Origin of the sequence: Deinococcus sp. Marseille-Q6407, assembly GCF_946848805.1 — a bacterium.
In the GTDB taxonomy this organism is placed as follows: Bacteria; Deinococcota; Deinococci; order Deinococcales; family Deinococcaceae; genus Deinococcus.
Genome location: NZ_CAMPFU010000003.1, coordinates 107,701 through 131,929 on the forward strand (window position 1 = coordinate 107,701; position 24,229 = coordinate 131,929).

At 67.2% G+C, this 24,229-nt stretch carries 28 protein-coding genes; 10 read left to right on the forward strand and 18 right to left on the reverse strand.

Annotated elements, in window-relative coordinates; translation table 11 throughout:
- Positions 1-128: 128 nt before the first annotated feature.
- From OCI36_RS07565 to OCI36_RS07580, 4 genes are all read right to left on the reverse strand, one after another.
- A complete protein-coding gene (locus OCI36_RS07565; RefSeq protein ID WP_261664490.1) occupies positions 129-581 on the reverse strand; it encodes a hypothetical protein in 453 nt (150 codons plus the stop codon).
- Positions 582-724: 143 nt separating this feature from the next.
- Positions 725-1,225, reverse strand: a complete 501-nt coding sequence (locus OCI36_RS07570; protein WP_261664491.1) for a hypothetical protein — start codon at positions 1,223-1,225, stop codon at positions 725-727.
- Positions 1,226-1,306: 81 nt separating this feature from the next.
- Positions 1,307-1,759, reverse strand: coding sequence for a hypothetical protein (locus OCI36_RS07575; protein ID WP_261664492.1), 453 nt, complete (start codon positions 1,757-1,759; stop codon positions 1,307-1,309).
- A 70-nt stretch (positions 1,760-1,829) separates the two neighbouring features.
- Positions 1,830-2,564: a metallophosphoesterase gene (locus OCI36_RS07580; RefSeq protein ID WP_261664493.1), complete on the reverse strand. Its 735-nt coding sequence runs from the start codon at positions 2,562-2,564 to the stop codon at positions 1,830-1,832.
- Between the two features lie 94 nt (positions 2,565-2,658).
- On the opposite strand from OCI36_RS07580, the gene OCI36_RS07585 reads away from it, so the two are divergent.
- On the forward strand, positions 2,659-2,862 hold the full coding sequence (locus tag OCI36_RS07585) for a hypothetical protein (protein ID WP_261664494.1): 204 nt from the start codon (positions 2,659-2,661) through the stop codon (positions 2,860-2,862).
- Between the two features lie 36 nt (positions 2,863-2,898).
- Here the strand turns inward: OCI36_RS07585 and OCI36_RS07590 are convergent, their stop codons facing one another.
- From OCI36_RS07590 to pstS, 6 genes are all read right to left on the reverse strand, one after another.
- Positions 2,899-3,621: a phosphate signaling complex PhoU family protein gene (locus OCI36_RS07590; protein WP_261664495.1), complete on the reverse strand. Its 723-nt coding sequence runs from the start codon at positions 3,619-3,621 to the stop codon at positions 2,899-2,901.
- A 130-nt stretch (positions 3,622-3,751) separates the two neighbouring features.
- On the reverse strand, positions 3,752-5,290 hold the full coding sequence (locus OCI36_RS07595) for a nitronate monooxygenase (protein WP_261664496.1): 1,539 nt from the start codon (positions 5,288-5,290) through the stop codon (positions 3,752-3,754).
- Between the two features lie 205 nt (positions 5,291-5,495).
- Entirely contained in the window at positions 5,496-6,254 is a 759-nt protein-coding gene (gene pstB / locus OCI36_RS07600) for a phosphate ABC transporter ATP-binding protein PstB (protein ID WP_261664497.1), read from the reverse strand.
- Positions 6,255-6,321: 67 nt separating this feature from the next.
- Positions 6,322-7,179, reverse strand: a complete 858-nt coding sequence (gene pstA, locus OCI36_RS07605; RefSeq protein WP_261664887.1) for a phosphate ABC transporter permease PstA — start codon at positions 7,177-7,179, stop codon at positions 6,322-6,324.
- 26 nt (positions 7,180-7,205) lie between these two features.
- Positions 7,206-8,048 (reverse strand): phosphate ABC transporter permease subunit PstC, encoded by an 843-nt coding sequence (gene pstC, locus OCI36_RS07610; protein WP_261664498.1) that lies wholly within the window; start codon positions 8,046-8,048, stop codon positions 7,206-7,208.
- Positions 8,049-8,257: 209 nt separating this feature from the next.
- A complete protein-coding gene (gene pstS, locus OCI36_RS07615; protein WP_261664499.1) occupies positions 8,258-9,286 on the reverse strand; it encodes a phosphate ABC transporter substrate-binding protein PstS in 1,029 nt (342 codons plus the stop codon).
- Positions 9,287-9,439: 153 nt separating this feature from the next.
- Between pstS and OCI36_RS07620 the strand changes: the two genes are divergently transcribed.
- A complete protein-coding gene (locus OCI36_RS07620) occupies positions 9,440-10,243 on the forward strand; it encodes a Nif3-like dinuclear metal center hexameric protein (RefSeq protein ID WP_261664500.1) in 804 nt (267 codons plus the stop codon).
- Complete coding sequence (tmk, locus tag OCI36_RS07625) at positions 10,240-10,878, forward strand: dTMP kinase (protein ID WP_261664501.1); 639 nt, start codon at positions 10,240-10,242, stop codon at positions 10,876-10,878. The genes OCI36_RS07620 and tmk overlap by 4 nt, the downstream gene beginning before the upstream one ends.
- Positions 10,879-10,899: 21 nt before the next feature.
- Here the strand turns inward: tmk and OCI36_RS07630 are convergent, their stop codons facing one another.
- Positions 10,900-11,826: a glutaminyl-peptide cyclotransferase gene (locus tag OCI36_RS07630; protein WP_261664502.1), complete on the reverse strand. Its 927-nt coding sequence runs from the start codon at positions 11,824-11,826 to the stop codon at positions 10,900-10,902.
- A 45-nt stretch (positions 11,827-11,871) separates the two neighbouring features.
- Positions 11,872-12,957 (reverse strand): hypothetical protein, encoded by a 1,086-nt coding sequence (locus tag OCI36_RS07635; protein WP_261664503.1) that lies wholly within the window; start codon positions 12,955-12,957, stop codon positions 11,872-11,874.
- A 146-nt stretch (positions 12,958-13,103) separates the two neighbouring features.
- On the opposite strand from OCI36_RS07635, the gene OCI36_RS07640 reads away from it, so the two are divergent.
- Positions 13,104-14,075, forward strand: coding sequence for an ATP-binding cassette domain-containing protein (locus OCI36_RS07640; protein ID WP_261664504.1), 972 nt, complete (start codon positions 13,104-13,106; stop codon positions 14,073-14,075).
- Complete coding sequence (locus OCI36_RS07645; protein WP_261664505.1) at positions 14,068-14,967, forward strand: ABC transporter permease; 900 nt, start codon at positions 14,068-14,070, stop codon at positions 14,965-14,967. The genes OCI36_RS07640 and OCI36_RS07645 overlap by 8 nt, the downstream gene beginning before the upstream one ends.
- 115 nt (positions 14,968-15,082) lie before the next feature.
- Here the strand turns inward: OCI36_RS07645 and OCI36_RS07650 are convergent, their stop codons facing one another.
- Positions 15,083-16,177, reverse strand: a complete 1,095-nt coding sequence (locus OCI36_RS07650) for a hypothetical protein (RefSeq protein ID WP_261664506.1) — start codon at positions 16,175-16,177, stop codon at positions 15,083-15,085.
- A gap of 222 nt (positions 16,178-16,399) precedes the next feature.
- Between OCI36_RS07650 and OCI36_RS07655 the strand changes: the two genes are divergently transcribed.
- Positions 16,400-17,407, forward strand: coding sequence for a 4Fe-4S binding protein (locus OCI36_RS07655; protein ID WP_261664507.1), 1,008 nt, complete (start codon positions 16,400-16,402; stop codon positions 17,405-17,407).
- Between the two features lie 66 nt (positions 17,408-17,473).
- On the opposite strand, the gene OCI36_RS07660 is transcribed toward OCI36_RS07655, so the two are convergent.
- From OCI36_RS07660 to OCI36_RS07675, 4 genes are all read right to left on the reverse strand, one after another.
- On the reverse strand, positions 17,474-18,433 hold the full coding sequence (locus OCI36_RS07660) for a serine/threonine-protein kinase (RefSeq protein ID WP_261664508.1): 960 nt from the start codon (positions 18,431-18,433) through the stop codon (positions 17,474-17,476).
- Between the two features lie 216 nt (positions 18,434-18,649).
- Positions 18,650-19,748, reverse strand: a protein-coding gene (gene prfB / locus OCI36_RS07665) for a peptide chain release factor 2 (protein WP_261664509.1) whose coding sequence is annotated in 2 segments (ribosomal slippage) — positions 18,650-19,702 and positions 19,704-19,748 — 1,098 coding nt in all. Because the reading frame shifts where the segments join, the coding sequence is not laid out codon by codon here.
- Between the two features lie 175 nt (positions 19,749-19,923).
- Positions 19,924-20,298 carry a YkgJ family cysteine cluster protein gene (locus tag OCI36_RS07670; RefSeq protein WP_261664510.1) on the reverse strand — a complete coding sequence of 125 codons (375 nt, stop codon included), beginning with the start codon at positions 20,296-20,298 and terminating at the stop codon, positions 19,924-19,926.
- A gap of 53 nt (positions 20,299-20,351) precedes the next feature.
- The gene (locus OCI36_RS07675) at positions 20,352-21,437 is read right to left on the reverse strand and encodes a pyridoxal phosphate-dependent aminotransferase (RefSeq protein ID WP_261664511.1); all 1,086 of its coding nucleotides are present in this window, start codon (positions 21,435-21,437) and stop codon (positions 20,352-20,354) included.
- 64 nt (positions 21,438-21,501) lie between these two features.
- Between OCI36_RS07675 and OCI36_RS07680 the strand changes: the two genes are divergently transcribed.
- A complete protein-coding gene (locus OCI36_RS07680; RefSeq protein WP_261664512.1) occupies positions 21,502-21,858 on the forward strand; it encodes a hypothetical protein in 357 nt (118 codons plus the stop codon).
- Positions 21,859-22,055: 197 nt separating this feature from the next.
- Positions 22,056-22,385, forward strand: a complete 330-nt coding sequence (locus tag OCI36_RS07685; RefSeq protein WP_261664513.1) for a hypothetical protein — start codon at positions 22,056-22,058, stop codon at positions 22,383-22,385.
- A gap of 104 nt (positions 22,386-22,489) precedes the next feature.
- Here the strand turns inward: OCI36_RS07685 and OCI36_RS07690 are convergent, their stop codons facing one another.
- Entirely contained in the window at positions 22,490-23,170 is a 681-nt protein-coding gene (locus OCI36_RS07690) for an SRPBCC family protein (protein ID WP_261664514.1), read from the reverse strand.
- Between the two features lie 109 nt (positions 23,171-23,279).
- On the opposite strand from OCI36_RS07690, the gene OCI36_RS07695 reads away from it, so the two are divergent.
- Positions 23,280-23,957, forward strand: a complete 678-nt coding sequence (locus tag OCI36_RS07695; protein ID WP_315941259.1) for a DMT family transporter — start codon at positions 23,280-23,282, stop codon at positions 23,955-23,957.
- Entirely contained in the window at positions 23,918-24,223 is a 306-nt protein-coding gene (locus tag OCI36_RS13330; protein ID WP_315941260.1) for a DMT family transporter, read from the forward strand. Before OCI36_RS07695 ends, OCI36_RS13330 begins: the two co-directional genes overlap by 40 nt.
- Positions 24,224-24,229 lie beyond the last annotated feature (6 nt).

The following is a 24,229-nucleotide window of genomic DNA, read 5'->3' on the forward strand; positions in this document are numbered from 1 at the left end:
CACAGTCTCCCCCGGCCCCTGCCGCTCACCTTCCGTCGCACCGCTCAGCGGCATTTGCCCAACGGCGGCCGGCGGTTACAGCGCCACGCTGACCGTCACGGTCTGCCGGCCGCCGCGCACCTCGCAGGTCACCAGCGGGTCGTTAAAACCGCGCTGCGAGATGACGCGGGGGACGTGGCCGAAGTCGGGCCCCCATTCCAGCAGCCACGCACCTGCGCCGCCGTGATGGCCCGCCCGGCACCGGCCGAGGCCAGCTTGGCGGCATTCACGGCACCGTAGCCGGAGTTGCCCCGGTCATAGCGCAGCCGCACGGTCTGGCCATGTCCCGGGCGGCCCGGTAGATGCAGCCGCGTCTCTTCCAGCCGCTGGCCCTGCGGCAGTACATAGGTGGACACGTTTAGCGGGTTACCGGGACCACTGCTGTCTATTCGGCTGCCCAGCAGGCGGCAGCCCAGCTCACGGCACACCGGCGCCGCAGCGAGAGAAGTGGTGGTGCCTACCACGGCCGGCGCCGCCTGCGCTCCAGCAAATGCAGCACCGCCCAGCGCGGTCAGGAACGTCAGAAAAGACACTTTGTTCATGTCACGCAGAGTAAAATGCTGGGCTGATGCTGGGCTGATGCTGGGCTAAGCCGTCCTTCATGAAATGGCTGGCCCAGCCCAAGAGCGGACAGACTTGCTCGGCGCACCGCGCACCATACACCAGCAGGGCCAGAGTGTCCGGTTTACCAGACGGTGACACGCACCGGCTCGGCAGGGAGCTTCACATTACCGTCAGCCGCATTGCCGCTGAACCAGCTCTCAATCAGATAGTCGCCGGCCGGGAGGTCCAGGCTGCGCTCCAGGTGCAGCGAGCCGCCGGCCGGCACCTCCTTGATCAGCATGTCCTGAGCGCACATCGTGGCATTACCGCTGCGGGCGGGCGGATAAACCACGCTGCGGCTTCCGGCTTCCAATACGCGGACCAGCGGCGCCGCCACGCATTCCTGGCGGTTGTCGCGCGGCGCACTCAGCGTTTGGCTCTGGTCCGAAGCGTTGGCAATGGACAGGGTCAGCCGCACCGGGCCGCTGGTGTAGCGAGGGGCCGAAGCGTGGGCCGACAGCCCAGCCGGCACCTGAGCGACCGTCTTTTGCGGTGTAGGCAATGGGGCACTGACGGACGACTGAGCAAATGCAGCGCCGCCCAGAGTGGCAGCCATCAGAAGCAGGGGAAGCAAGTTTTTCATCCTTTACAGCATAAAAGACCCGGCTGATGCTGACCTGAACGGCCCTTGATGAAACAGTCGCCTTGGCCCGGGCAGTTCAGCTCAGCGTACCGTCACGCGCACCGGCTGGGCCGGCACCTTCTGACCGCCGCCGGTGTGCCAGCCTTCCACCATGTACTCGCCGGCCGGCAGGTTCAGTGTGCGGGTGTAGACCACGCTGCCGCCCGCCGCGACCGTGCGAATATCCAGGTCCTGCGCGCACAGCAGCGGCTCGGCGTCAGGGGCCGGATACACCACCCGGCGGGTGCCCACTTCCAGCACCCGCACCAGCGGCGCGGCGGCACAGTTCTGGCGGCTGTCACGTGGGGCGGCCAGGAACAGGTCTTTGCCGCCGACGTTGTACACGGTCAGGGTCAGCGGCAGCTCGCCGCTCACACTGCGCGGAGCGCTCAACTCAGCACTCCAGCTCGGCACGGGGGCCAACTTGGAAGGTATCTGGGCCGAGGCCAAGCTGCTCAGCACGGCGGCGGTCAGGGCCAGCATCGAGCGTTTCATGCCCTGTAGCGTATCTCAGCCGGATGGCGGCCGGCCGAACTGCCTCCGGGCACTCGCTTCAGCTTCAGCTTCAGCCCACCGCCTCGGCCCCGGCGTCCAGGTCCAGCAGCAGCCGGGGCCGGAAGTTCAGGGCGTCGGCGGCCACCAGGCAAGCTGGAATGCCGCCCACCTGTCCCACTGTCCGCTCCTGCGGAATGCCGTGCAGGTGCCCGAAAATGATCTGGTCGGCGCCGGATTCGGCCAGCAGCGGGGTCAGCACGTTGGGTTGGAAGGGCGGACTGGCCGGCGGGTAGTGCAGCATCACGATCAGGCGGTCGCCGGGCTGCTGAAGTCGGTGCGCCGCTACCAGACTCAGGCGCAGGCGCTCGGCCTCGCGGCTGAGAATCTTTTCGTCCTGGCTGTCCAGCGGGTTGTGCCCCGGCGTGTCCCAGCCACGGGTGCCGCACACCACCACCCCGGCCCCCGGCGGCCCGAAGCGCAGGGCGTCGTTCTGGACGGCGTACATGCCCTGCGGCAGCCGCGAGCGCAGCTTGGACACGCTGGACCACCAGTAGTCGTGGTTGCCGCGCAGCAGCACCTTTTCGCCGGGCAGCTCGGCCACCCGCTGCAGGTCCACGAGCGCGTCGTCCAGGGTCATGGCCCACGACAGGTCACCGGGCAGCAGCACCAGGTCATCTCCGCGCACCAGCGCAGGCCAGTGCTCGAAAATGGCGTCCGGGTGCCCCGCCCAGTTCGGGCCGAAAATCGTCATCGGTTTGGGGTTCACCGCGGACAGGTGAAGATCGGCCAGGGCAAACACGCGCACGGCACCCAGCATATAGGTTGCGCCGCCCCAAAGCTTCAGACCGCTTTAGTTTGCCCGCATCCGGGCGGCCGGGCGCGTACCTTAGGGTGAACGCATGACCGGACATACCAGCGACGAAGTGATCCGCCCCGACGATGTGGAACCCCGCGACCCCGCAGGCAGCCAGGTGGGCTACCCCGAGCGCGACAGCGGCGTGGTGCAGGACGGCCCCGGCACCCGCGACCGCGGCGTGGACGGCACCGGCATGATGAACGAGGAAGGTGACCTCAAAGAACGCGTGGAATCGCTGATCGACTGAGCCGTCTCAGGCCAGCAACCTACCAGCGGCGCGGCCCTAAGCGGGGCCAGCGCCGTTTTTGCCGGGGTTGATGGCGAGGCGCTCCGCCGTTTCAGTCTCGGCTGTAGCGGCGCGCGGCGGCCGGTTGGCCTCAGCCAGCAGGTAGCGCTCCAGCCGGGCGGCCACATGCCCCACATGGTCGCCCAGCCGCTCCAGATTCCGGGCGATGCGGCTGGCGGCCAGGGCAATCTCGTGGTCTTCGGGGCGCTCGCGCAGCCGGGTCAGGCTGGCCCGCAGCATCTGCTCGTAAAGGGCGTCCACATCCTCGAAATCCATCTGCTGCACCCGGCGGGCGGCGTCCAGGTCGTGCTCGCTGATGGCATAGGCCAGCAGTTCCAGCATCTCGGTCAGGTGTGCCGTGATGGGCAGCACGTCCTGCAAGGTGGCGCTGCGGGTGCGCGGGGCCAGCCGCTCCAGGTCGGACGCCACCCCGAAAGCGTAGTCGCCGACCCGCTCCAGGTGGGCCAGGCTGCGGAACACCATCAGGTAAAACTCCGGCGAGGTTCCACTCTGCGGCTGCGCAAACCCCTGCAGGCACTGCTCGCCGATATCGCGCTCCAGGCGGTCGGTTTCCGACTCCAGCGAGTTGGTCACGGCCGAAAGCCCGGCAAACTCGGCCCGTTCTGAAGCTGCTCGGACCGCCCCGAGCTGCTCCAACGCGATGGAAATCATGCGGAGCAGACCGGAGGTCAGCAGGGTGGCGCGGGCAGAGTGCAACATGGATAGTTCAGAATAGAGTGCTGGACGTCAAATCCGGGTCAGGGCAACTTAAAGAAAGGCTCTATGAAGCGCCCGCCTGCCCACTGCAGCCGTGGCACTTTCATTGGGAGGCACGGCTGCAAATCCATGTTCAAAGGTGTCCGGCCATGCTGGGTGACAGCTGCGGGCCGTCTTCCGCTGCCGTCCCCTCCGCCTGAGGTTCAGCGGCCGGCCGCGACTGGCCCAGCAGATAGCCGATCACGTCGCTGGCGGCATAGCGGTCGGGCCAGTGGGCCAGCTTGACCACGTCGTCACCGCTGGTCAGCAGCGGGCGCTCCACCTCACCATTTTTCTGAGTTTGCGGAAAGCCGGCGTCGGACATCAGGCCGTTGCACAGGCACTTGCGGCCCACGGTGGCTTCCAGCCGGCCGCCCTTGCGCACGTAGGTTTCAATCGGTTCCGAGGCACAGCGCAGGCCCACCCGGCCCGCGCCGTCCTTGCCTGCGCCCTCCTGCCAGTAGGCTTCGCGCAGGTAGCCGATGTCGCAGATGCGGGTGCGCTCGGCGTAGAGCTGCGGGTTGGAAAGGGTGTGTGGCAGCTGCACCACCTTGAAAGGAAAGCCGGTGGGCGAGGCCAGCGGGTCGGTGCGGAGACTGGCGCCGGCCCGGATCTGGGCCAGGGCCTCGCGGCGCAGGCCGTCGTCCATGCCGGAATCGGTGCAGTAGGCGAACAGCGTGCCCACCTGAATGCCGGCGGCGCCCTCACTCAAGGCGTGCTGCAAGCCCTCGGGGCTGCCGCTGCCCCCGGCCAGCCAGAACGGCAGGCCCAGGTCGCGCATCTGCGTCAGGTCGGCCAGGTCGCGCTCGCTGTAGATAGGCTGGCCCAGTTCGTCCAGCTGCAATTTGCCGCGTGGGGGCGCGTTGTGGCCGCCGGCAGTGGGCGCCTCAATCACGAAGCCTTCCACGCTGCCGCTCGCCTTACGGGCCAGCGTCTGCGCCAGCACATGCGAGGTGACGATGGGCAGGAAATTAGGGCGCTTGAGCCCGGCAAGGCCCAGGCTGCCCAGGTCCAGGCCATAGTCGGCCGGGTCGAGGGTCAGGCGGGTGGCGTGCCCTTCAGGTTCGCCCTTCACGTCCAGCCGGATGCTGCCGGGCAGACCCTGGGCAAAGTTGTCCAGCACCGCCGGAATGTCGCGGGGAATGCCGGCACCCATGATCACGAAGTCGGCGCCGGCCAACATGGCACCCAGCAACGGCGGCACGGTGTGCATCTGCAGCTTGGTCAGCAGGTTCATGCCGACCAGACCGCTGTGGCCTTCCTTGGCCAGCCAGGTTTCCACGAAGCCGCCCACGATCGCCAGGTCCCAGGCCGGATCCAGCCGGCCCACGCTGGGCAGCGGCACCCGCTTGTAGGGCTGGCCTTCGGCGCGGCCCCCTTCCAGAAAATAACCGTCCAGGGCGCGCTGGGCCATCTCGGGATTGGGAAAATGCGCCAGGGCGCGCCGGACGTGCCCGCCGGGGTCGCCGTCTTGCAGGCGGCGGGTCAGCAGGCTGTCGATGCCGGTGCCCGACACGATGCCGAGCTGCCCGGCAGTGGAGACGGCGCGGGCCAGCCGCCAGTCGGAAATGGCAACGCCCATGCCCCCCTGAATAATCTGGGGCAGAGGCTGGGGCAATACAGGTGCAGTCATTGGGACTCCTTTAAGCCGGAGAGGATCAAGAAAAGTACAGACAGAAACGGGCAGAAACAGGAAACGGAGCCGGTCTCCCCCACCCGGCAGTCTAGGCAGCGACAACGCAAAAGACCCCGTCTGGGAACGGGGTCCAGCAAACTGGCATGAACTGTGAGGAGGGTGACCGGAGCCGCCCGGCCAGAGTGCTCCGGAAAGCGGGCGCTCAGCCGAAACGGCCCGAGACGTAATCCTCGGTGCGACGGTCCTGGGGGTTCTGGAAAATCTGCTCGGTGGAGCCGTGCTCGATCATGTCGCCGTTCAGGAACACTGAGCAGGTGTCGCTGATGCGGGCCGCCTGCTGCATGTTGTGGGTCACGATCAGGATGGTGGTGACTTTTTTCAGCTCACCCATCAGCTCCTCGATCTTGGCGGTGCTGGCCGGGTCGAGGGCCGAGGTGGGCTCGTCCATCAGCAGCACGTCGGGCTCGACGGCCAGGGCGCGGGCGATGCACAGGCGCTGCTGCTGTCCGCCGGAAAGGCCCATGCCGGGCATGTCCAGGCGGTCTTTGACCTCGTCCCACAGCGCCGCACCGCGCAGCGAACGCTCGGCCACTTCCATCAGGCGCTTCTTGTCGCGCACGCCGGCCAGCTTGAGGCCCGCCACCGTGTTGTCGAACACGCTCATGGTGGGAAAGGGGTTGGGCTTCTGAAAGACCATGCCCACCCGCCGGCGCATGGCGACCGGGTCCACGCCGGCCCCGTAGATATCCTGGCCGTCCACCTGAATGGTGCCTTCCACGCGGGCGCCGGGGGTCAGGTCGTGCATGCGGTTCAGCGAGCGCAGGAAGGCGGTCTTGCCGCAGCCCGAAGGACCGATGAGCGCGTTCACCGTGCCGGTTTCGGCGTCCAGGCTGACATTCTTAAGGGCGTGAAAATCACCGTAAAAGATATTGACGTCGCGGGCGACCAGGATAGGGGTCATGGGCAGAAAGCTCCTTGCTGGGGAAATTGAGGGAGAAAGAGGGCGCGGGCCGGGGCAGAATGCTGGCTTATTTGGCGCGGTATTTGCGGGGGCTGCTGAAATAACGGGCCAGCAGACTGGTCACCAGAATCAGCAGAATCAGCACCAGCGAGGCGGCCTGGGCCAGCTGCCGGTCGGTTTCGTAGGCACTGGTCGCCAGCTTGAAGATTTCGACCGGCAGGGCGCTCATCGGCTGGGTGAGGTTGGTGGTTACGGCGTTGTTGCCGAAAGCGGTGAACAGCAGCGGCGCTGCCTCGCCGGCCACGCGGGCCAGTGCCAGCATCACGCCGGTCACGATGCCACCAGCCGCTGCAGGCAACACGATCTGCAAGATCACTTTCCAGCGCGGCAGGCCCAGGGCCAGGCCAGCCTCGCGGGTGGCGCGGGGCACCAGCTTGAGGGTTTCCTCGGTGGTGCGCACCACGATAGGAATCATCAAGAAGCCCAGCGCCAGGGCGCCGGCCAGGCCCGAAAAGCCGAAGCGCAGCACCAGCAGCCCGTACACCACCAGACCCATCACGATGGCAGGAATGCCGGCCAGCACGTCGCTGAGCATCCGGATCACCGGCATCAGCGGGTGGCGGGGATATTCGGAGAGGAAAATGCCGCCAGACACCCCCACCAGAATGCCGATCACCGAGGCCATGCCTAGCATGGTGACGCTGCCGACGATGGCGTTTTTCAGGCCGCCGCCGGTTTCGCCCAGCGGCGCGGGCGTCTGGGTAAAGAACTCGGGGGTCAGGGTCTGCACCCCGGTGGTCAGCAGGTAATAAAAGATCAGGACCAGCGGGGCGATCACCAGCAGGGTCGCCAGCGAAATCAGGCCACCCATCAGCAGGTTGGTGACCCGGCGGGCCGGGCTGATGCCAGGCACGCGGCGGCGCATGGCCGCAGCGTCTTCACGAACGGCGCTCACTTGATGCCCTCCGGCGTCAGGCGCTTGATCACGGCGCGGGCCACGATATTCACCAGCACCGACACGAAGAACAGGGTCAGGCCCAGGGCCAGCAGCACGCCGCCCATGATGCCGGCGCGGGCGTAGGGCAGCACCGCCCGCGAAATCACTTCCCACTTGGTGGCGCCCAGCGCGTACATCGCCTCGCGCTGATCACGCGGCACCAGATTGATCACGTCGCGGGCCACCGAAGCGGTGTAGGGCAGGATCATCACGGTCAGAATCAATGTGGCCAGCGCCAGCCCGCGCCCGTCGGCCGCTGAGGGCACGAAGAAGCACTGAAAGCTGCTGGTGCCCTGGGTCCACAGGTTCTGGCAGGCCGAGTAGGTTTCCAGCTTGGCCGGCTCGGTGAAGTAGGTCAGCTGCCACGCGGCCAGCTTGGGCGCAATCACCACCAGTGCCCAGAGACCGTACACCACGCTGGGCACGGCGGCCAGCAGCTCGATCAGGTAACCGACCGGGCCGGCCAGCCAGCGGGGCGAGTATTCCGCGATAAACAGCGCACTGGCAATTGCCAGCGGCACGCTGATGGCCAGCGCAATCAAGCTGGTCACCAGGGTGCCGATGATCATCGAAAAGGCGCCGTAAACGTTGTTGACCGGGTCCCAGACGCGGCCGGTGTAGAAATCCAGCCCGAAGGTCCGCAGCGTGGGCCAGGAAACGGTGGCGAGCTGATAGACGCTCAGGATAAAAATCAGGGCAATGACCAGCGACAGTCCGATGATGACGTTGCGGAACACGTCGTCGCTGCGGCTGCTCAGGCCGCGCCCGGCAGTGGGGCGCTCAGTGTACTGGCTCATGGGGCACTTCCTTGAAGGGCGGAGGCGGAGGCCGGCGTAGCAGGAGACGGTCTGCTGCATCTGCCTCTCAGTTGAATGGGCCTTTGTCAGCTGAAGGTCAGCTCGGCTACCGGGGAGGAGTCGTCTGCCGGTTACAACGGCACCGGCCCGAACCCTGCTGCGGATTCGGGCCGGTGCCGTTCAGGCACGGCTCAGAGAAACCAACGAGATCAGAGAGACTTGCCGCCGTAGGTCATGCTCTTGATGATCTTTTCCACCTTGGGCATCACGTTGCCGGGCAGGCGGGCGTAGTCGAGGCCCTCGTTAAACTTCTGGCCGTCGTGGGTCATCCACCACAGCAGGTTCTTGAGGTTCTTGCCCTGGGCTTCGCTGCGGTTGCCGTACTTCTGGTCCTTGTAAAAGATCACGTAGGTGAAGCTGGAGATGGGCCAGGCCTGAGCGTTGCCGCTGTTCACGATGCTGACGCGGGTGTTGCTGGGGATCACCACGCCGGTCGCGGCCGCCGAAGCCGGGCCGTTATCGGCGGTGATCCAGTTGCCGGCCTTGTTCTTCAGCTGCGCGAAGGGCAGGCGGTTCTGCTTGGCGTAGGCCAGCTCCACGTAGCCGATGGCGCCGGGGGTGCTCTTGACCGCGCCGGCCACACCGTCGTTGCCCTTGGCGGCGCTGCCCACCGGCCACTTCACGGCGTTGCCACGGCCCACACGGCCCTTGAACGCAGAGTTCATGGAGCTGAGGTAGTCGGTAAACACGTAGGTGGTGCCGGACGAATCAGAGCGGCGCACCGGGGTGATGGGCAGGGGTGGCAGGCGCAGGCCGGGGTTCAGCGCGGTGATCTGGGGGTCGTTCCAGCGCTTGATGCTGCCCAGGTAGATGCCGGCCAGGGCGTCGCCGGTCAGTTTCATGTTGCTCACGCCGGGCACGTTGAAGGCCGGGAACACGGCGCCGATGGCGGTGGGCACGTGCAGCAGCGCGGCGGGCGCCGGCTTCATCATGTCGTTGGTCATGGGGTTATCACTGGCCCCGAAATCCACGGTGCGGTTGATGATCTGCTTCTGGCCGGCGCCAGAGCCCACCGACTGGTAGTTCACGGAAATACCGGTCTGGGACTTGTACTCGGCGAACATCTTGGAGTACAGCGGGTTGGGGAACGAGGCACCCGCACCGGTGATGGTCTGAGCAGAAGCGGAAGCGCTGGCGGCGGCGACAAGGCCCAGGGCCAGAGTCAGGATCTTTTTCATGGCTTTCAGCCTGGGGCCTGAGCGTCAGATAAAGGTCAGCTTCATGTCATGCACATGTCAGCCCGGCGGACACGGTCCTGGCCCGGTACCTGCCGGCAGGACCGTAACGGTGCTTCCGCCCGCTCCCTGGCGGTGGCCTATACACTGAACCCCATGACTGCATCGAATCCCAACACCGAGGCCCCGGCCCGCAGCGGCGCCGGCGTGCCGCGCGACGAACTGGTGCGCTGGCTGGACCGCTACCTCGACACCGACGCTTTTGCTGACGCCAGCCTCAACGGCCTGCAGGTGGAGGGCAAAGAGCACATTACCCGCATAGCCGCCAGCGTGGACGGCAGCCTGCGCGCCATCGAAGCGGCCGCCGAAGCCGGCGCCGACCTGCTGCTGGTGCACCACGGTCTGTTCTGGGGCAAGCCGCTGGCGGTGGCCGGGCCGCACGGCCGGCGGGTCAAGGCCGCGCTGGAAGCCGGGCTGAACATCTACGCCTCGCACCTGCCGCTGGACTACCACCGCGAGGTGGGCAACAACGCCATGATGGCCCAGGCGCTGGGGCTGGAAGACATGGAAGATTTCGGTGAATACGGCGGCAAGAAGCTGGGCCTGGCCGGCACCCTGCCCCGCGAACTGGACCTGCAGGACTTTGCCGACCGCATTCAGAAGCTGACCGGCGAAATCTGCCTGGTTCATTCCGGCAACCATCCCTTCGTTCACCGCATCGGCATCAGCTCGGGCGAGGGCGCGGGATTGATTCCCGAAGCGGCGCGGATGGGGCTGGATACCCTGTTGACCGGTGAGCCGGAGCACAAGTATTTCCACGACGCTTTTGAATACGGTCTGAACGCTGTGTTTGCCGGCCACTACGAAACCGAAGTGTTTGGGGTGCGTGCCCTGGCCGCCAAAATCGAGGAGGAATTCGGGCTGCCGTGGCAGTTCATTCACCAGCCCACCGGCCTGTGACCGCCCGGACCTTCCCGCCCCCCGCCTTCATCACTTTCGAGGGCGGCGAGGGCGCCGGCAAAAGTACCCAGCTTTCCAGGTTGCAGCCCCGGCTGGCAGCAGCCGGCGTACCTGCACTGTTCACCAAGGAACCCGGCGGCACCCCCGCAGGCGAGCAGATTCGCGCTGCGCTGCTGGACCCGGCACTGGAGATTGACCCGCTGGCCGAGTTCCTGCTGTATTCGGCCAGCCGGGCGCAGCTGGTACGCACAGTCCTGCAGCCGGCGCTGGCCCGCGGCGAGGTGGTGGTGTGCGACCGCTACGCCGACTCCACCCTGGCCTATCAGGGCTATGGGCGGGGACTGCCGCTGCCTTTTTTGCGCAGCGTGACTGCCGAAGCCACCGGCGGCCTGACCCCGACCCTGAGCGTGCTGCTGGATATTGACCCGGCCGCCGGGCTGGGCCGGGTCGCGCAGCGCGGGCAAAAAGACCGGCTGGAGCGGGCCGACCTGGCCTTTCACCGCCGGTTGCGCGCCGGCTTTCTGGAACTGGCCGCCGCCGATCCGGAGCGCTGGTTGGTGCTGGACGCTACCCGCCCGGCGGATGAGCTGGAGGCAGACATCTGGGCGCGGGTCTCGGCCCTGCTGGCGCAGTAGAGGCCCGGCAGCGCAGCGGCCTCAGTTGTTCCCGCTCACCTGCACCTCGAACACGAAGGGCCAGCGCTTGCCGGTCAGGTAGAAGTGGTGGGTTTCGGCGTTGTAAGCGATGCCGTTCAGCACATCGTCGGTGGTGAACTGCTGGCCTTTGGCCGCGGCGGCCTGGGTCGCTTCGGCGGCCAGCGCGGAGGCGTCCAGCCAGCCGGTGACCTGCCCGGTCTGTGGGTCAATCCGGGCAATCCGGTTTTGCAGCCAGACATTGGCCCAGATGGACCCATTGGCCCATTCCAGTTCGTTCAGCTGCGTGACCGGCTGGCCCGCATCGGTCACGGTGATTTCGCGGGTCACCTTGAAGGTGTCCGGGTCGCGGAAGGCCAGCGCGGCGCTGCCGTTGCTCATGATCAGTTGCTGGCCGTCATGGGCCAAGCCCCAGCCTTCGCCCTGATAGGTGTAGGTTTCCTGCAATTGCAGGGCCTGGTCAAGGCGGTAGGCTTCGCCGTCCTGCCAGGTGAGGTGATAGACCCGCCCGTTCAGGAAGGTGACGCCTTCGCCGAAAGCGCCCGGGGTGGGAGTGGCGGCCTGTTCCAGCACCCGGCCGGTTTTGGGGTCCACCCAGCGCACGCCGGACTGCCCCACCTGCCCGGTGCTTTCCAGAAAACGGCCCTCCACGTACTGCAGGCCCTCGGTAAAGGCGGCGGTGTCGTGCGGCCAGCGCCGGACCACATTGGCTTTCAGGGCGGCTGGCGCAGCGGTGGTGGCGGCAGTGGCTGGAGACGCGGCTGTCGCCTGGGCCTCAGAAGTGGTGTCCTGGGAAGGCACAGGCGTGCCAGCGGTGGCCGGTGCAGAAGCGGCGCTGGTCGCCGGCTGAGAACCGGCAGCGTCCTGGGGGCCCTGAGCCGGGGCCTGACAGGCCACCAGCAGCAGAGGCAAAAGTAAGTAGGGTCGCATAATCTGTTCCCAGTTTACCTGCAGCAACCTGCTCAAGGCCGCGCATCATTCCAGGTTGATGACCACCGGCTCACTGCGCGGCACGCTGATGGCAATGGTCTGGGGCGTGTAGCCATCAGCCCAGACGCGCACCCGGTACTCGCCGGGGCCAGGCAGCTGCATGGTGCCCGGCGCGGTGCTTTCGGCCTGGGCCGGCGGCATCTTCAGCTGCGGCGGCGTGTCCAGCACCTGGAGATGCACCGGCAGGTCGGCACCATGCACCGTATAGCTCACCGCGCAGCAGTCTGGCTCATTTTGCGGCGCGTCGGGCGGCCGCAGAAACTGCGTGGTGCGGACACTGCCCAGCACAGTGGCAGCGGCCACCAGCAGCGCCAGCGCCCAGGGCCAGAGCGGCAGACGGCGGGCACGAGCAGCAGGGGCCGCCGGGTCCGGAGTTTGGCGAGCCGGCGCAGGCGCCGTTGTCATTTCGGCAGGCGCCGCCGCCGCAGCGGGCCGCGGGCCAGTCGCTTTCCCCCGTTCCTCCGCCGGCGCCGGCACTGGCTGCCAGCGTTCCAGCAGCACCTGCGCCGGCTGTGGCCCGCTGGCCGACCGCAGCGCCGCCAGCCAGTCGGCCGGCAGGTCGGGAGCCTCGCGCACGCCTTCCAGCGCGTCGCCCAGCCCGTGTAGGTCCTGGGCCGGGGTGGGCTGGGTTTCTGCGCCGGCTGCCCAGGGCACCCCCGCCCCGGCCAAGCGGGTCTCTCCGGCCGGGGTGCGCCACAGCGCCGCCGGGCACAGACCGCCGTGGACCGCTCCGGCGCGGTGCAGGGCCGTCAGCGCGTCCAGCAGGGTCAGCACACCGGCGCGGTCCAGCGTGTCCAGCGGCTGTGCCTCAGAGGGCAGCCGGCTGCCCAGGTACGCCGCGCGGCCGCCCGGCTGGCCGCCCTCGCCCGGCACCTCGGCCACGCCGGAGCGGTCCAGCGGCAGCAGCGCCGGGTGCAGGCTGCCCAGGTCAGTGCGGGCCTGCGGCAGATAGGCGGCCGGCAGCAGGAAGACCAGCGCCGGCCGCCCGTCGCCGTCCCGGCCCTGCCAGACCAGCGCGGCGCCGCGCCCGCCCAGATTCTGCTGCAATTCGTAGCCACCCAGCTGTCTCACACGGCCAATTATAGGGAGGGCGGGCTGGGCCAGCTCCGGGACCGGGCCAGAGAACAGGCCAGAGACGAGGCGGGAGCAACTTGACCGGGGCTTCAGACCGTCCGCGCGCGACAATTGCTCGGCCCGGGCGCGGCTATGGTGCTCGCATGACTGCGCCCCCCAACAGCGGCACCCCCGCCATCTTGACCCACGACCTGCACAAGCGCTACGGCTCCAAGGAGGTGGTGCGCGGCCTGAACCTGCGGGTGGACCCAGGCGAAGTGTTCGGATTCCTGGGCCCCAACGGCGCCGGCAAAAGCACCACCGTCAAGATGCTGCTGGGGCTGGTGCGCCCCACCTCCGGCGTGGCCGAGGTGCTGGGCGGGTCGCCGGCCAGCCCGGCGGTGCGGGCTCGGCTGGGGTTTTTGCCCGAGCAGTTCCGCTTCCAGACCTGGATGACCGGGCATGAATTCCTGACTTTCCACGGCCAGCTGGCCGGGCTGAAAGACGCCGAGATTCGCGCCCGGATTCCGCAGGTGCTGGAACGGGTGGGCCTGGGCGGTCGCGGCGAGGAGCGGCTGGACGGGTATTCCAAGGGCATGCTGCAGCGGGCCGGGCTGGCCTCGGCGCTGCTGGCACGCCCCAAGCTGGTCTTTCTGGACGAACCCACCAGCGCCCTGGACCCTATCGGCCGCATGGAGGTGCGCCGGATCATCGAGGACCTGCGCGGCGAAGGCGTCAGCGTGTTCCTGAACTCGCACCTGCTGTCCGAGGTGGCGCAGGTGTGTGACCACGTGGCCTTTGTGCGCCAGGGTCAGGTACTCAAGCAGGGCCGCCTCAGCGACATCATGGGCGGCGACCTGCGGGTGCGGGTGCGCCTGGACGCAGTGACGCCCGCCGTGCTGGAAACCCTGCGCCCGCTGGGTCCGCTGCTTTCGCAGAGCACAAATACCCTGGAAGTCAGCTTGCAGCATGAAGGGCAACTGCCGGATGTGGTTCGCCACTTGGTCGAAAGCGGCGCGCAGGTATACGAGGTGACCCCGCAGCGCCCCGAGCTGGAAGACATTTTTCTGGAACTGGTGGGTCAGAGCGGAGACTCGGCCCCCAGCGCCGCTGCCCCGGAGGCCGCCCATGCCTGAGCTGTCCGAATTCAACCTCAACCCGCGCCGGGTGCAGCTGATTGCCAACCTGTCGCTGCGCGAATCGCTGCGCAAACGGCTGGTGGCGGTCCTGCTGATTCTGACCAGCCTGTTCGTAGGCTTTTACCTTTACGGCATTCACCGGATGTATCTGGACTTTCTGGACCGGCCCGGCGGCCTCGACCCCGTGACCGGGCAGCTGGGCAGTGCGCTGCTGCCGATCAACTTTGCCACCATGTTCGGCATGTACCTGGTGACTTTTCTGGGCTCGCTGATGGCAGTGCTGTCCACGGTGGGCTCGGTCAGCGGAGACGTGGAAAGCGGCGTGGTGCAGAGCATCATCTCGCGGCCGGTCAGTCGCGCCGAACTGGTGGCCGGCCGCTGGCTGGGCTTCAGCGTGGTAAACGTGCTGTATGTGCTGCTGGTCAGCGCGGCGATGCTGGGCGGCATTTATCTGCTGACCGGCTTCGTGCCGCCGCACCCGCTGATGGCGATTGGCCTGATGCTGCTGAGCATTGTCCTGATTACCGGCCTGACCGTGCTGGGCAGCACCCTGTTCACCACCCTCGCCAACGGCATCGGCGTGTTCGTGCTGTACGGGGTCGGCATGGCCGGCGGTATCCTGAACTCCATCGGCACCCTGGTGAACAGTCCGATCATGCTGACCCTCAGCCGGATTGCCAACACCCTGATGCCCACCAACGAGCTGTGGCTGGGCGCCAGCTACTACCTGCAGGACCCGGAAGTGAACGCCGGGCTGAAGCTCTCGCCGGTGCCCAATCCCTTTTTCGGCAGTGACCCGATGAACACCGGGATGCTGCTGTGGGCCATCGCCCTGACCGTACTGGCGGTGCTGGCTGCCATGTGGAATTTCAGCCGGCGCGACCTGTAAGCCTGCCCCCCCGAGAACACGTGAAAGAGCCGGACTTCCAAGCAGGAGTCCGGCTTTTTATCTAATTATCTAAAAATGTGCGGCGCTGGAGCCAGGCCAATGGTCAGTTCCGGCCCTACTCGCGGCGGCGCTGCTCGGCTTCTTCTAGGTCATCCAGCGACACCACCGAGTCTTCCGGTTCAATCTGGGTGTCGAAAGCTGCGTTGCCGCCGGAGACGGTGGCCTGTTGATCTACCCCGCCCTTATCCAGTCCGAAGAAGGTGTCGCGCTTTTCGGTTTCGAGGTGGTGCTGAATCCGGGGCGGCCGCTCCTCAATGCCGATGGCGCCGGCCACGCTGGGCATGGTGGGGTCCGGCAGGTTAACGTCGGGCCGGGCGCGGGCCGCCTTGACCCGCTGCACCTGCAATTCGTGGCTGACGTCCTGGCTGTCCAGCTGCCGCTCACGCAGGGCGATATCGCGCTCCACCTGAGTGATTTCCTGCTCAATCATGGCCAGAATTTCGCGGTCGGCGTGGTGATGATAGGCGCGGCCCAGCCGAGCATACAGGCTTTCGAGGTCGCGGCCGTACTGCATCACTTCCATCCGCAGCCGGGCGGACTGGGCCAGCTGGCTGCCACGCTGACGCAGGCCCTCGGTGCGGTTCAGCAGCGTTTCTTTGAGGCTGTCCAGCACGCCACCTTCTTCCGGGGTATGGTCGTTGGTGGGCTGCTCGGCCTCACTGCGGCCTGCCGCGCTCGATTCCACCCGCTGCACGCCGCCGGTTGCGGCCGAGTAGGTGACCGTATGTCCTTCAGTGTGCTTTGGCAGCTGCTCCACGCTGGTTGCGGGGCGGGGCGCTTCCGCCTGGGCCAGCTGGTCGGCGTCCGGATGGAGCGCCGGTGCTGCGGCGCTGGCAGAGGCAGCCGGCGAGGCCACCTTTTGTGACGTGGGCGCAGCTGCCTCGCCAGTCCGAGGCGCCTGCGCCGTGCCAGTCACCTGCGACGTGCCGGCCGCCTGTGCGGTGCTCTGCTCGGCATACAGCGGCTTGCCGGCAGCGTCGCTGGGGGCGTTGCGGTCGGCGCTGCCCAGAGCATCGGCCGCGTCGGCACTCTGGCCGAGGCCCGGCACCTGAGAATCTGAGAGCTGGGCATCTGCAGCTGGGGCTGCCGGGGTCCGGGAATCGGCCGCCTGACTTTCAGGACGCTGGGCATCACGCTCGGGAGTGGTCATGAGAACATTGTGCGGGCCGGCGCAGGGCAGCCGGGTGAAAAAGCATTAACCGCCTGCTGAGACGGCCTCGGCTTTGCCGCTGTCCATGTCTAGTGTTCCGGCGCAATGGCACTCCAGGCCCCGTCTGGGCACGGGGGGCGGGCTATGCTGAGCCTCTGTGAAGACGCTGCTTTCTTCTCTCTTTCCGCTGGCCGCCTCCGCCCCGCTCCTCCGGCAGGGCGCATGAACCGCTGGCTGGACCGCCTCAGCGAGCTGGGCACGCAGGAGCCGCGCTACACCGCCCAGCGCTGCCTGCGCGAGCGCCAGACGATCGGTGGCTGTGACCTGTGCGCCCGGGCCTGCCCGCACGAGGCGGTGGTGCTGGGCCCGCTGGGCGACTCGGTGCAGATTGACCCGGACCTGTGCACCGGCTGTGGCCTGTGCGTGCAGGTGTGCCCCAGCGGCGCTCTGGAATACGACCTGACCGGCCCGCTGGCCTCGGTGCGCGACCAGCGCGGCGGCCCGCAGCAGGCGGCTGCGGCAGCCAGCCTGACCTGCTCGCAGAGTGGAGCGGGCGGGCCCAGCGTGCCCTGCCTGGGCCGCGTTACCCCGGCGCTGCTTTCGGCCGCCGGAGCCTGGCAGGTGCCGCTGACCCTGATTCATGGAGAATGCGCCAGCTGCCCGGTGGGCATTTACGACGTTCCCCGGCGCCTGCACCTGGCGCTGGACGAGGCGCAGCAGCTGCGGGAAGCCACCGGGCGCCCCGCCGAAGTCGAGGTGCGGGCCGCGCAGCCGGGCGACCGTGAACGCGACCAGCGCTTCTCGCGGCGCGGCGCACTCAGTCAGCTGGTCAGCAGTGGCCGGCGCGAACTGGTGGGCCTGATTCCCGATTCACCGCTGCCGTTCGTGGACTGGAGCGAACCGGCCGAGCGCACCCCGCAGGAATGGCGCTGGCGCAAAGCCACCCTCAACCCGCCGCCCCCGGCCGGCGCAGCTGTGTACTGGCCGGCGCCGCTGGTGGACGAGAGCTGCATGGACTGCCCGGTCTGCTCCAATGTCTGCCCCACCGAGGCGATCACCCGCACCCACGACGCGGCCGGCACCCTGCACCTGACGCTGGACCTCAGCGCCTGCACCGGCTGCATGGCCTGCATCAACAGCTGCCCACCCCAGGCGATGCACCGCCAGAACCACTGGCAGGCGGTAGCGCTGGACGCTCCCCTGCTGCTGTTCGAGAAACTGCGTCCCTGACCCTTTGCTGTGGATGCCCTGCTGGTCACGCTGACCCAAGCGCGGCACCCCGGCCAGGGGCTTTTTTTACCCCTTTTTACGAAAGGGATTCAGGCGGGCCAGCAGCCCGGCCGCTGGGGCTTCCGGCTCGGCCGAGGCTGCTGGAGCCAGCGGCGCCGCTGGCCGGCCCAGCTGCATCCCGCTTTCGGTGCAAGCTGAGGAGTCTGGCGGAGCCAGTGCCGCCTCTGGCTGACCGGTCAGCGTTTCCAACTCGGCCAGCAATTCGGGCAGCCCGGGCCGGTCGGCTGGAGCCTTGGCCAGAGCACGCTGTAGCAGCCGGGCCAGAGACCGGGGCACCGCCGGATTCAGCGCCGCCAGTGCCGGCGGGCTGGCCACCAGGTGCTCACCCATCAGGTCGTCGTAGCTGGTGCCCTGAAAAGGCCGCTGTCCGGTCAGCACCTCGTAGCCCAGCACTCCGAACGAGTACACGTCGCTGGCCGCCGTGCCGCCCTCACCGCGGTAAATCTCGGGGGCCATATAAAAGGGGCTGCCGCCCGCACGCCCGCCCTGACCCACCATATAAGAGCAGCCGAAGTCGGCCAGCACAGCCCGCTCGCTGTCCAGGTACACATTCTGGGTTTTGACATCCTGGTGCACTGCGCCTTGCCCGTGCATATAGGCCAGGCCACTGCCCACCCCGTGCAGAATCCGGGCGCCCTGTTCCAGCGGCAGCGGCACCCCGGCCATCATCTGCTGGTCCAGCGAACCTTCCGGGAAATACTCCAGCGCCAGATAGGCGTCCTCGCCGTAAGGCTGCCCGGCGTAGCCCCGCACCAGCTGCGGGTGCTGCAGCTGCAGGGTCATCCGGACCTCGTTGGCGAACATTTCAGCGGCAGCTGGGTTGCTGACGCGCTCCTGCTCGGGCAGCAGTACCTTAAGGGCCACCCGGCGGCCGGCCGTATCCCGCGCCAGATAAACGTGGGCGGTGCCCCCCGTACCCAGCAGGCGGGTCGGGCGGAATCCGGAAATGGCAGGCAGATCAGTCATGGTTCTGGGCGGGGTGAACAGCGGGCCAGAGCAGGTGCAGCTTCGTTCACAGGGTTCTCAGCCAAGATTAACCATTTCTGTGGCACAGAAGCGGCACAACAGCCAAAAGTGAGGCCAGGCACTCCGGAAAGTGCTCTGGCCCGGCGCGGCCCCTCAGAGCGGGACCACGGCTTTCTGCTGCTCCCCGGCACGCTGACCGGAACCGGTCAGGCGACCTTACTCGTCGTCACTGTCCTCATCGGCTACACGCTTACCGGCTTTCCACTCCAGGCCGGCCCACATCAGATCGTCCAGGGCGCCGTCCAGCACCTCATCGGGGTTGTGCTGCATCAGGCCCGAGCGGTGGTCCTTGATGTACTGCTTGTCCAGCACATAAGAGCGCATCTGACTGCCCCACTCCACGCTCGACTGCTGCCCACGGGCCGCCAGCGCCTCTTCCTCGCGCTTTTTCATCTCGATGTCGTAGAGGCGCTGCTTGAGAATCTGCAGGGCCAGCTCGTGGTTCTTGATCTGGCTGCGGGTAATCTGGCAGGCCACCGCGATGCCGGTGGGCAGGTGGGTCAGGCGCACGGCCGAGTCGGTGGTGTTCACACCCTGGCCACCCGAGCCCTGCGAGCGGAACACGTCACGGCGCAGGTCGGAATCGGGAATGTGAATGTCGATTTCCTCTTCCGGCACTTCCGGCACCACGTCCACGCTGGCAAAGCTGGTCTGGCGGCGGTTGTTGGAATCGAAAGGCGAAACCCGCACCAGACGGTGAACCCCGTGCTCGGCGCTCATCATGCCATAGGCTTTCTCACCCCGGATAATGAATTCGATGCTCTGATAGCCGGCCTGGTCGCCCGGCTGCTCGTCGAGGATGTCCACCTTGTAGCCGCGCCGCTCGGCCCAGCGCATGTACATCCGGGCCAGCATTCCGGCCCAGTCCTGTGCCTCGGTGCCGCCCGCGCCCCCCTTGATCCGCACGATGGCGGGGGTATCGGCGTGCTTCATGGTAAAGAGGGTCTCGCGGTACAGCTCGTCTACCCGCTGCTCGACGCTGGTCTGTTCTTCCAGCAGCATCTCGCGTTCCTCGTCACTCTCGGCCAGCTCCAGCATCTCGCTGAGGCCGTCCAGATCGGACTTGAGGCTGCGGTACTTTTCCACTACATTCCGGACGCCGGTGGCTTCCTGGGTGATGGAGCGGGCACGGTTCTGGTCGTTCCACAGTTCCGGGTCGGCCAGAAAGTGGTCCAGTTCGTTCAGTCGGCGTTCCTTGCCGGGAATGTCAAAGATACTCCCGGAGGGACGCCAGTTTTTCTTGCAGTTCTTGCATGGCGCTTTTCTCTCCTTTGCGGCCTGCGGCGGGGCACGCACGCGCACGTGCGGCTGCGGCAGGCCGGCTCTGTTCTGCTGCCAGAGCAGTCAGGGCCTTGTTTCCAGCCGGGCGAGGTACGCATGACGTCTGATTGCCAGATGCCGGCGCCCAGCGGCCAAAATCCAGTATACGGTCAGGGGCGCTCCGGCGTCCGCGTTCCAGGCTGCACTCCGGCTTCTTCCAGCAGCCCGTAAATCTCCAGAAAGCGCCGCGTGCGCGCTTCCAGCGTGGGCAGTGAAGCCACCTCACCGCAGACCCAGTCGGGCTGATACGAGCGGCAGATGGCCGGCCGCGCCGGGTAGACCGCGCACAGGCAGCCTGCACCCAGATGCTGGCAGGGCACCCCCAGCGGCTTGTGCAGCGCCGCAATATCCGGCGCCGAGCAGCAGGCGCCGCAGGCGGTGCATTCCCGGCCCGCCCGCGGCCAGGCCGAGCGGGGCGGGTAGCCGGGTGGCACCGCTTCGCCCGGGTCAAGGTCAGCCGGCGTGGCAAGAAAGGGAAGCGTCACCGCTGCATTGTAAAGGCCTCTTTCTGCCCGCACGGAGACGGCTGCAGCCTTTCCTAGCGCGCCGCCGCAGCCGCCTGCAAAAAGGCGTCGTTGTCGGCCGGCGACCCCACGCTGACGCGCAGACAGTCGCCCACCACCGGCAGGGCTTTTTGCACCCGCACCACCACGTCGTGCTCCTCCAGCAGGCGCAGGGCAGCGGCGTCATCATCGGTCTGTATCAGGAAAAAGTTGGTGGAACTGGGCCGCGCCCGCCAGTGGGGATGCCCCTGCAGGGCCGCCAGCATCCGCTCACGCTCGCGCCGGTTCTCCTCTACCCGCTCGCGCACGTATTCGGGGTGTTCCAGCGCCACTTCCACCGCCGACTGAGTCAGCACGTTGATGGCAAAGGCCGACACCAGCTTGCTCAGCTGCTCGGCCAGCTCGGGGTGCGCGAGGGCATAACCCAGCCGCAGCCCCGCCAGCCCCCAGGCTTTGGAAAAGGTCCGCATGCTCAGCACGCCGGGGAACTCACGCACCAGGTCCAGGTAACTGGTTTCGCTGAAGTGGTGATACGCCTCGTCAATCACGGTCAGCCAGCCGTGCGCGGCCGCTTCTTCCACCAGGCTACGCACCACCTCGGGGCAGTCGGCGTAGCCGGTGGGGGCCTGCGGCTGAATCAGCACGAACAGGCCGGGGATGCGGCGGCGGAGTTCCTGCCGCAGTCCCCCGGCCGGCAGCGAGAGGTCGGCTTCCACCGGCACCTGTACCAGTTCGGCGCCCAGCATGCCGGCTTCCAGCGGATACACCGAGAAGGTGGGCGTGGTGGTCAGCACCGTCTGCCCGATACCGGCCAGCTCGGTCAGCAGCTTGATCATCACGTTGCTGCCGGACGTGACCACCACGCCTTCCGGGTCCCAGCCTTCCAGCCGGCCGATGGCCTGCCGCAGACCGGTGCTGTGCAGGTCGGGATAGCGCTGCCAGGGGCACTCCAGCATCCGCTCTACAGCCAGCTGCTTGAGTTCGGCCGGGAAATCGTAGGCGCTTTCGTTCTGGTCCAGCTTGATGCGGGCCGGGCTGGGCACATAAGGGTACGCAGGCACGTCGCGCACCTGACGGCGCAGGCCCACCAGGCGGCTGAGGGGCGAATCACTCTTTTCCATCTTCTCCATGTCCTGTTTTACCACCCGGCCGGGCCGGCAGGCCGCGTGCTAGCCTGCCGGTCATATGGCTCACGAAACCGTCACCGTCACCGTCCGCACGGCTCTGGTGGGCGGCCAGGCCCGCGCCGCACGCACCGGCCGCACCCAGCAGATCGAACTGGGCGAGGACCTTTTTATCCGGATTGCACCAGGGGGCCGCAAATTCCTGCTGTTCTGCCTGGGCGACGAGAATGAACCTGACCAGGCCACCGCCCGGATTATTGCCGAGACACTGGGCCTGCGTGACCCGCAGTACGGCTGGCACCAGGGCAAAACTCTGCGCTCACTGACGGTGATCGAAGCCGGAGCGGAAGAAGCGGGCAGCGAAGAAGCCGAGGACACGGCCACCCTGTCAGAGAGCACCACTCAGCCGGACTCATGAAAGCGCTGGAGCATTTCTCACGCGCCGCCCCGTAGATTTGCAGCATGAGAAAAGCTCTGCTTCTGCTGACCGCTGCCCCGCTGGCGCTGGCCTCCTGCAATTAGCTGGGCCTGCCCAACGGCGACGTTTCAGGCACCATCACCGGCGCGGCACCCACCGGCAAAGGCCCGATCAAGCTGACCCTGGCCAGCCTGACGGTGGCTGGAATCACCAACAGCAACCCGGATCAGCTGGCACTGGCCACCTTCAACCCGGACAAGAAAGTCTATAGCGTTAGCCTGCCGTCTGCGCCTCAGCAGGGCGCCTACGACGTTTACGCTTACGCTGACAGCAACAACAATGGTCGCTGGGACAGCGGTGAGCCCCGCGCCCGCAGCGCCGGCAAGGGCCTGATTTACAGCGCGGCGGGCCTAGGCAAAAAAGACGGCAGCAGCCTGGCGAATCTCCGCCCCGGCTGGACCGAGATTCAGGGGCTGAATGTCGTCAAGAGCGGCACACCTTTTTCCGATTACGATCTGACCTGGTAATCTGAACTGGTCAGCGGCCTGCTCTCCCTACACCGGCACGCCAAGAAAAAACGCCCCGCAAATGGGGCGTTCTTTTTTGATGCTGTTGTGTGAAGCGTTCGCGCTCAGTTCTTGGTGGTGCCGCCTTCAAAAGCGGTCTTGAAGCGCTGCAGATCTTCGGCAATCTGCTGGCTGGGTTCTTCACCGAACAGCTTGGCGACGGTCGCACCCAGGACACCGGCCGGCGGACGGTAGCTGAGGGCCACATGCACGCGGGTCTTGTCGCCGGGCAGGCTTTCGAACTGTACGCTGCCGGCATTGTCCACCGAAGCGCCGGGCAGCGAGTGCCAGCCGATGCGTTCGCCGGGCTTGTCGTTCACGATCTCGGCTTCCCATTCCACGTTGGTGCCCAGCGGCGCCTTGGCCACCCAGCGGCTGCGGCGGCTGTCCAGCTCGGTCACGCTTTCCAGGTGGCTCATGATCTGGGGCAGGTTTTCCAGCTTGCGCCAGTAGCCGTACACGTCCTGCGCGGGGCGGTCGATCACGATCGAGTGCTCCACGAAGATAGGCTTGGCGGCCGTGTTGGCGCTGCCCAGACCGGCCGCTTCCATTACGGGGTCGGAACCGGTCGCGGCGCGGTAGGCCAGGTAGCCACCCACAGCGGCCATGCCCAGGCCCAGCACGCCGCGGCGGCGCAGGCCCAGCATCAGCATGGCGCCACCGGCAGCGCCACTCAGCAGGCGGTTCTGGTCGATCTCGCCAAGAGCGCTGGCGCTGCTGGCATTCTTGCTCGTCTGTTTGGTCATATAGTCCTCCGTTAAATCTACTGTAGTGTATGCAGCCCCGGCGGGGCCCAGAGTGAAGTTTGCCGCAACGCCAGCTTAATCCCGGCAGCAGCGCAACTTATAGTGGGGTATGTCCCGCACGCTTTCCGATTCCGGCGCCGCGCCGGCTCCCCCAGCGGCCGGCCGCTGGGACGCCCGGGCACTGACCGCCGGGCTGATCACCATTCTGTTCTGGGCCTCGGCATTTGCAGGCGTGCGGGCGGGGCTCCAGGCTTTTGGTCCGGGACCGCTGGCGCTGTACCGCTTCGGGGTCGCCAGCCTGGCACTGGGAGCCTATGCCCTGATTGCCCGCATTCCGCCGCCGCCACTGCGCCTGCTGCTGCCGGTGGCTGGGGTCAGCCTGGTGGGCATCACGGCCTATCACCTGCTGCTGAACTACGGCCAGCAGACGGTGCCGGCCGGCACCGCCAGCATCATCATCGCGGTGGTGCCGGTCATGACTGCTCTGCTCTCGCTGGCACTGGGGCAGGAACGGCTCAGCCGGATGGGATGGGCCGGCAGCCTGATCAGTCTGGGCGGCGTACTGCTAATCGTGCTGGGGCGCGGCCAGAGCCTGGACTTTACCGGCGGCGCGCTGCTGGTGCTGGGCTCGGCGCTGGCCAGCACCCTGTATTTCGTGCTGCAAAAACCGCTGCTGGCCCAGCTGTCTCCGCTGCAGTTCACTGTCTGGAGCCTGATTGCCGGCACGGTGCCGCTGCTGGTCTTTTTGTGCCGGGGCTGCTGCAGGTCTGGGGTCAGGCACCGCTGAGCGCCCACCTGACCGCCATTTATATCGGGCTGTTTCCCGCCGCGCTGGCCTATCTGACCTGGAGTTACGCTATCTCGCGGGTGGGGGCGGCGGCCTGTACCAACCTGATGTATGTCACGCCGGTCCTGGCGACCCTGATCGCCTACCTCTGGCTGGGCGAAGTGCCCACCCGGCTGACCCTGCTGGGCGGCGCAGTGGCCCTGGCCGGAGTGGCGCTGGTCGGCACGCTGGGGCGGCCCCGGAAGCCGGGAGAACAGGTCAGCTAGCTGGGC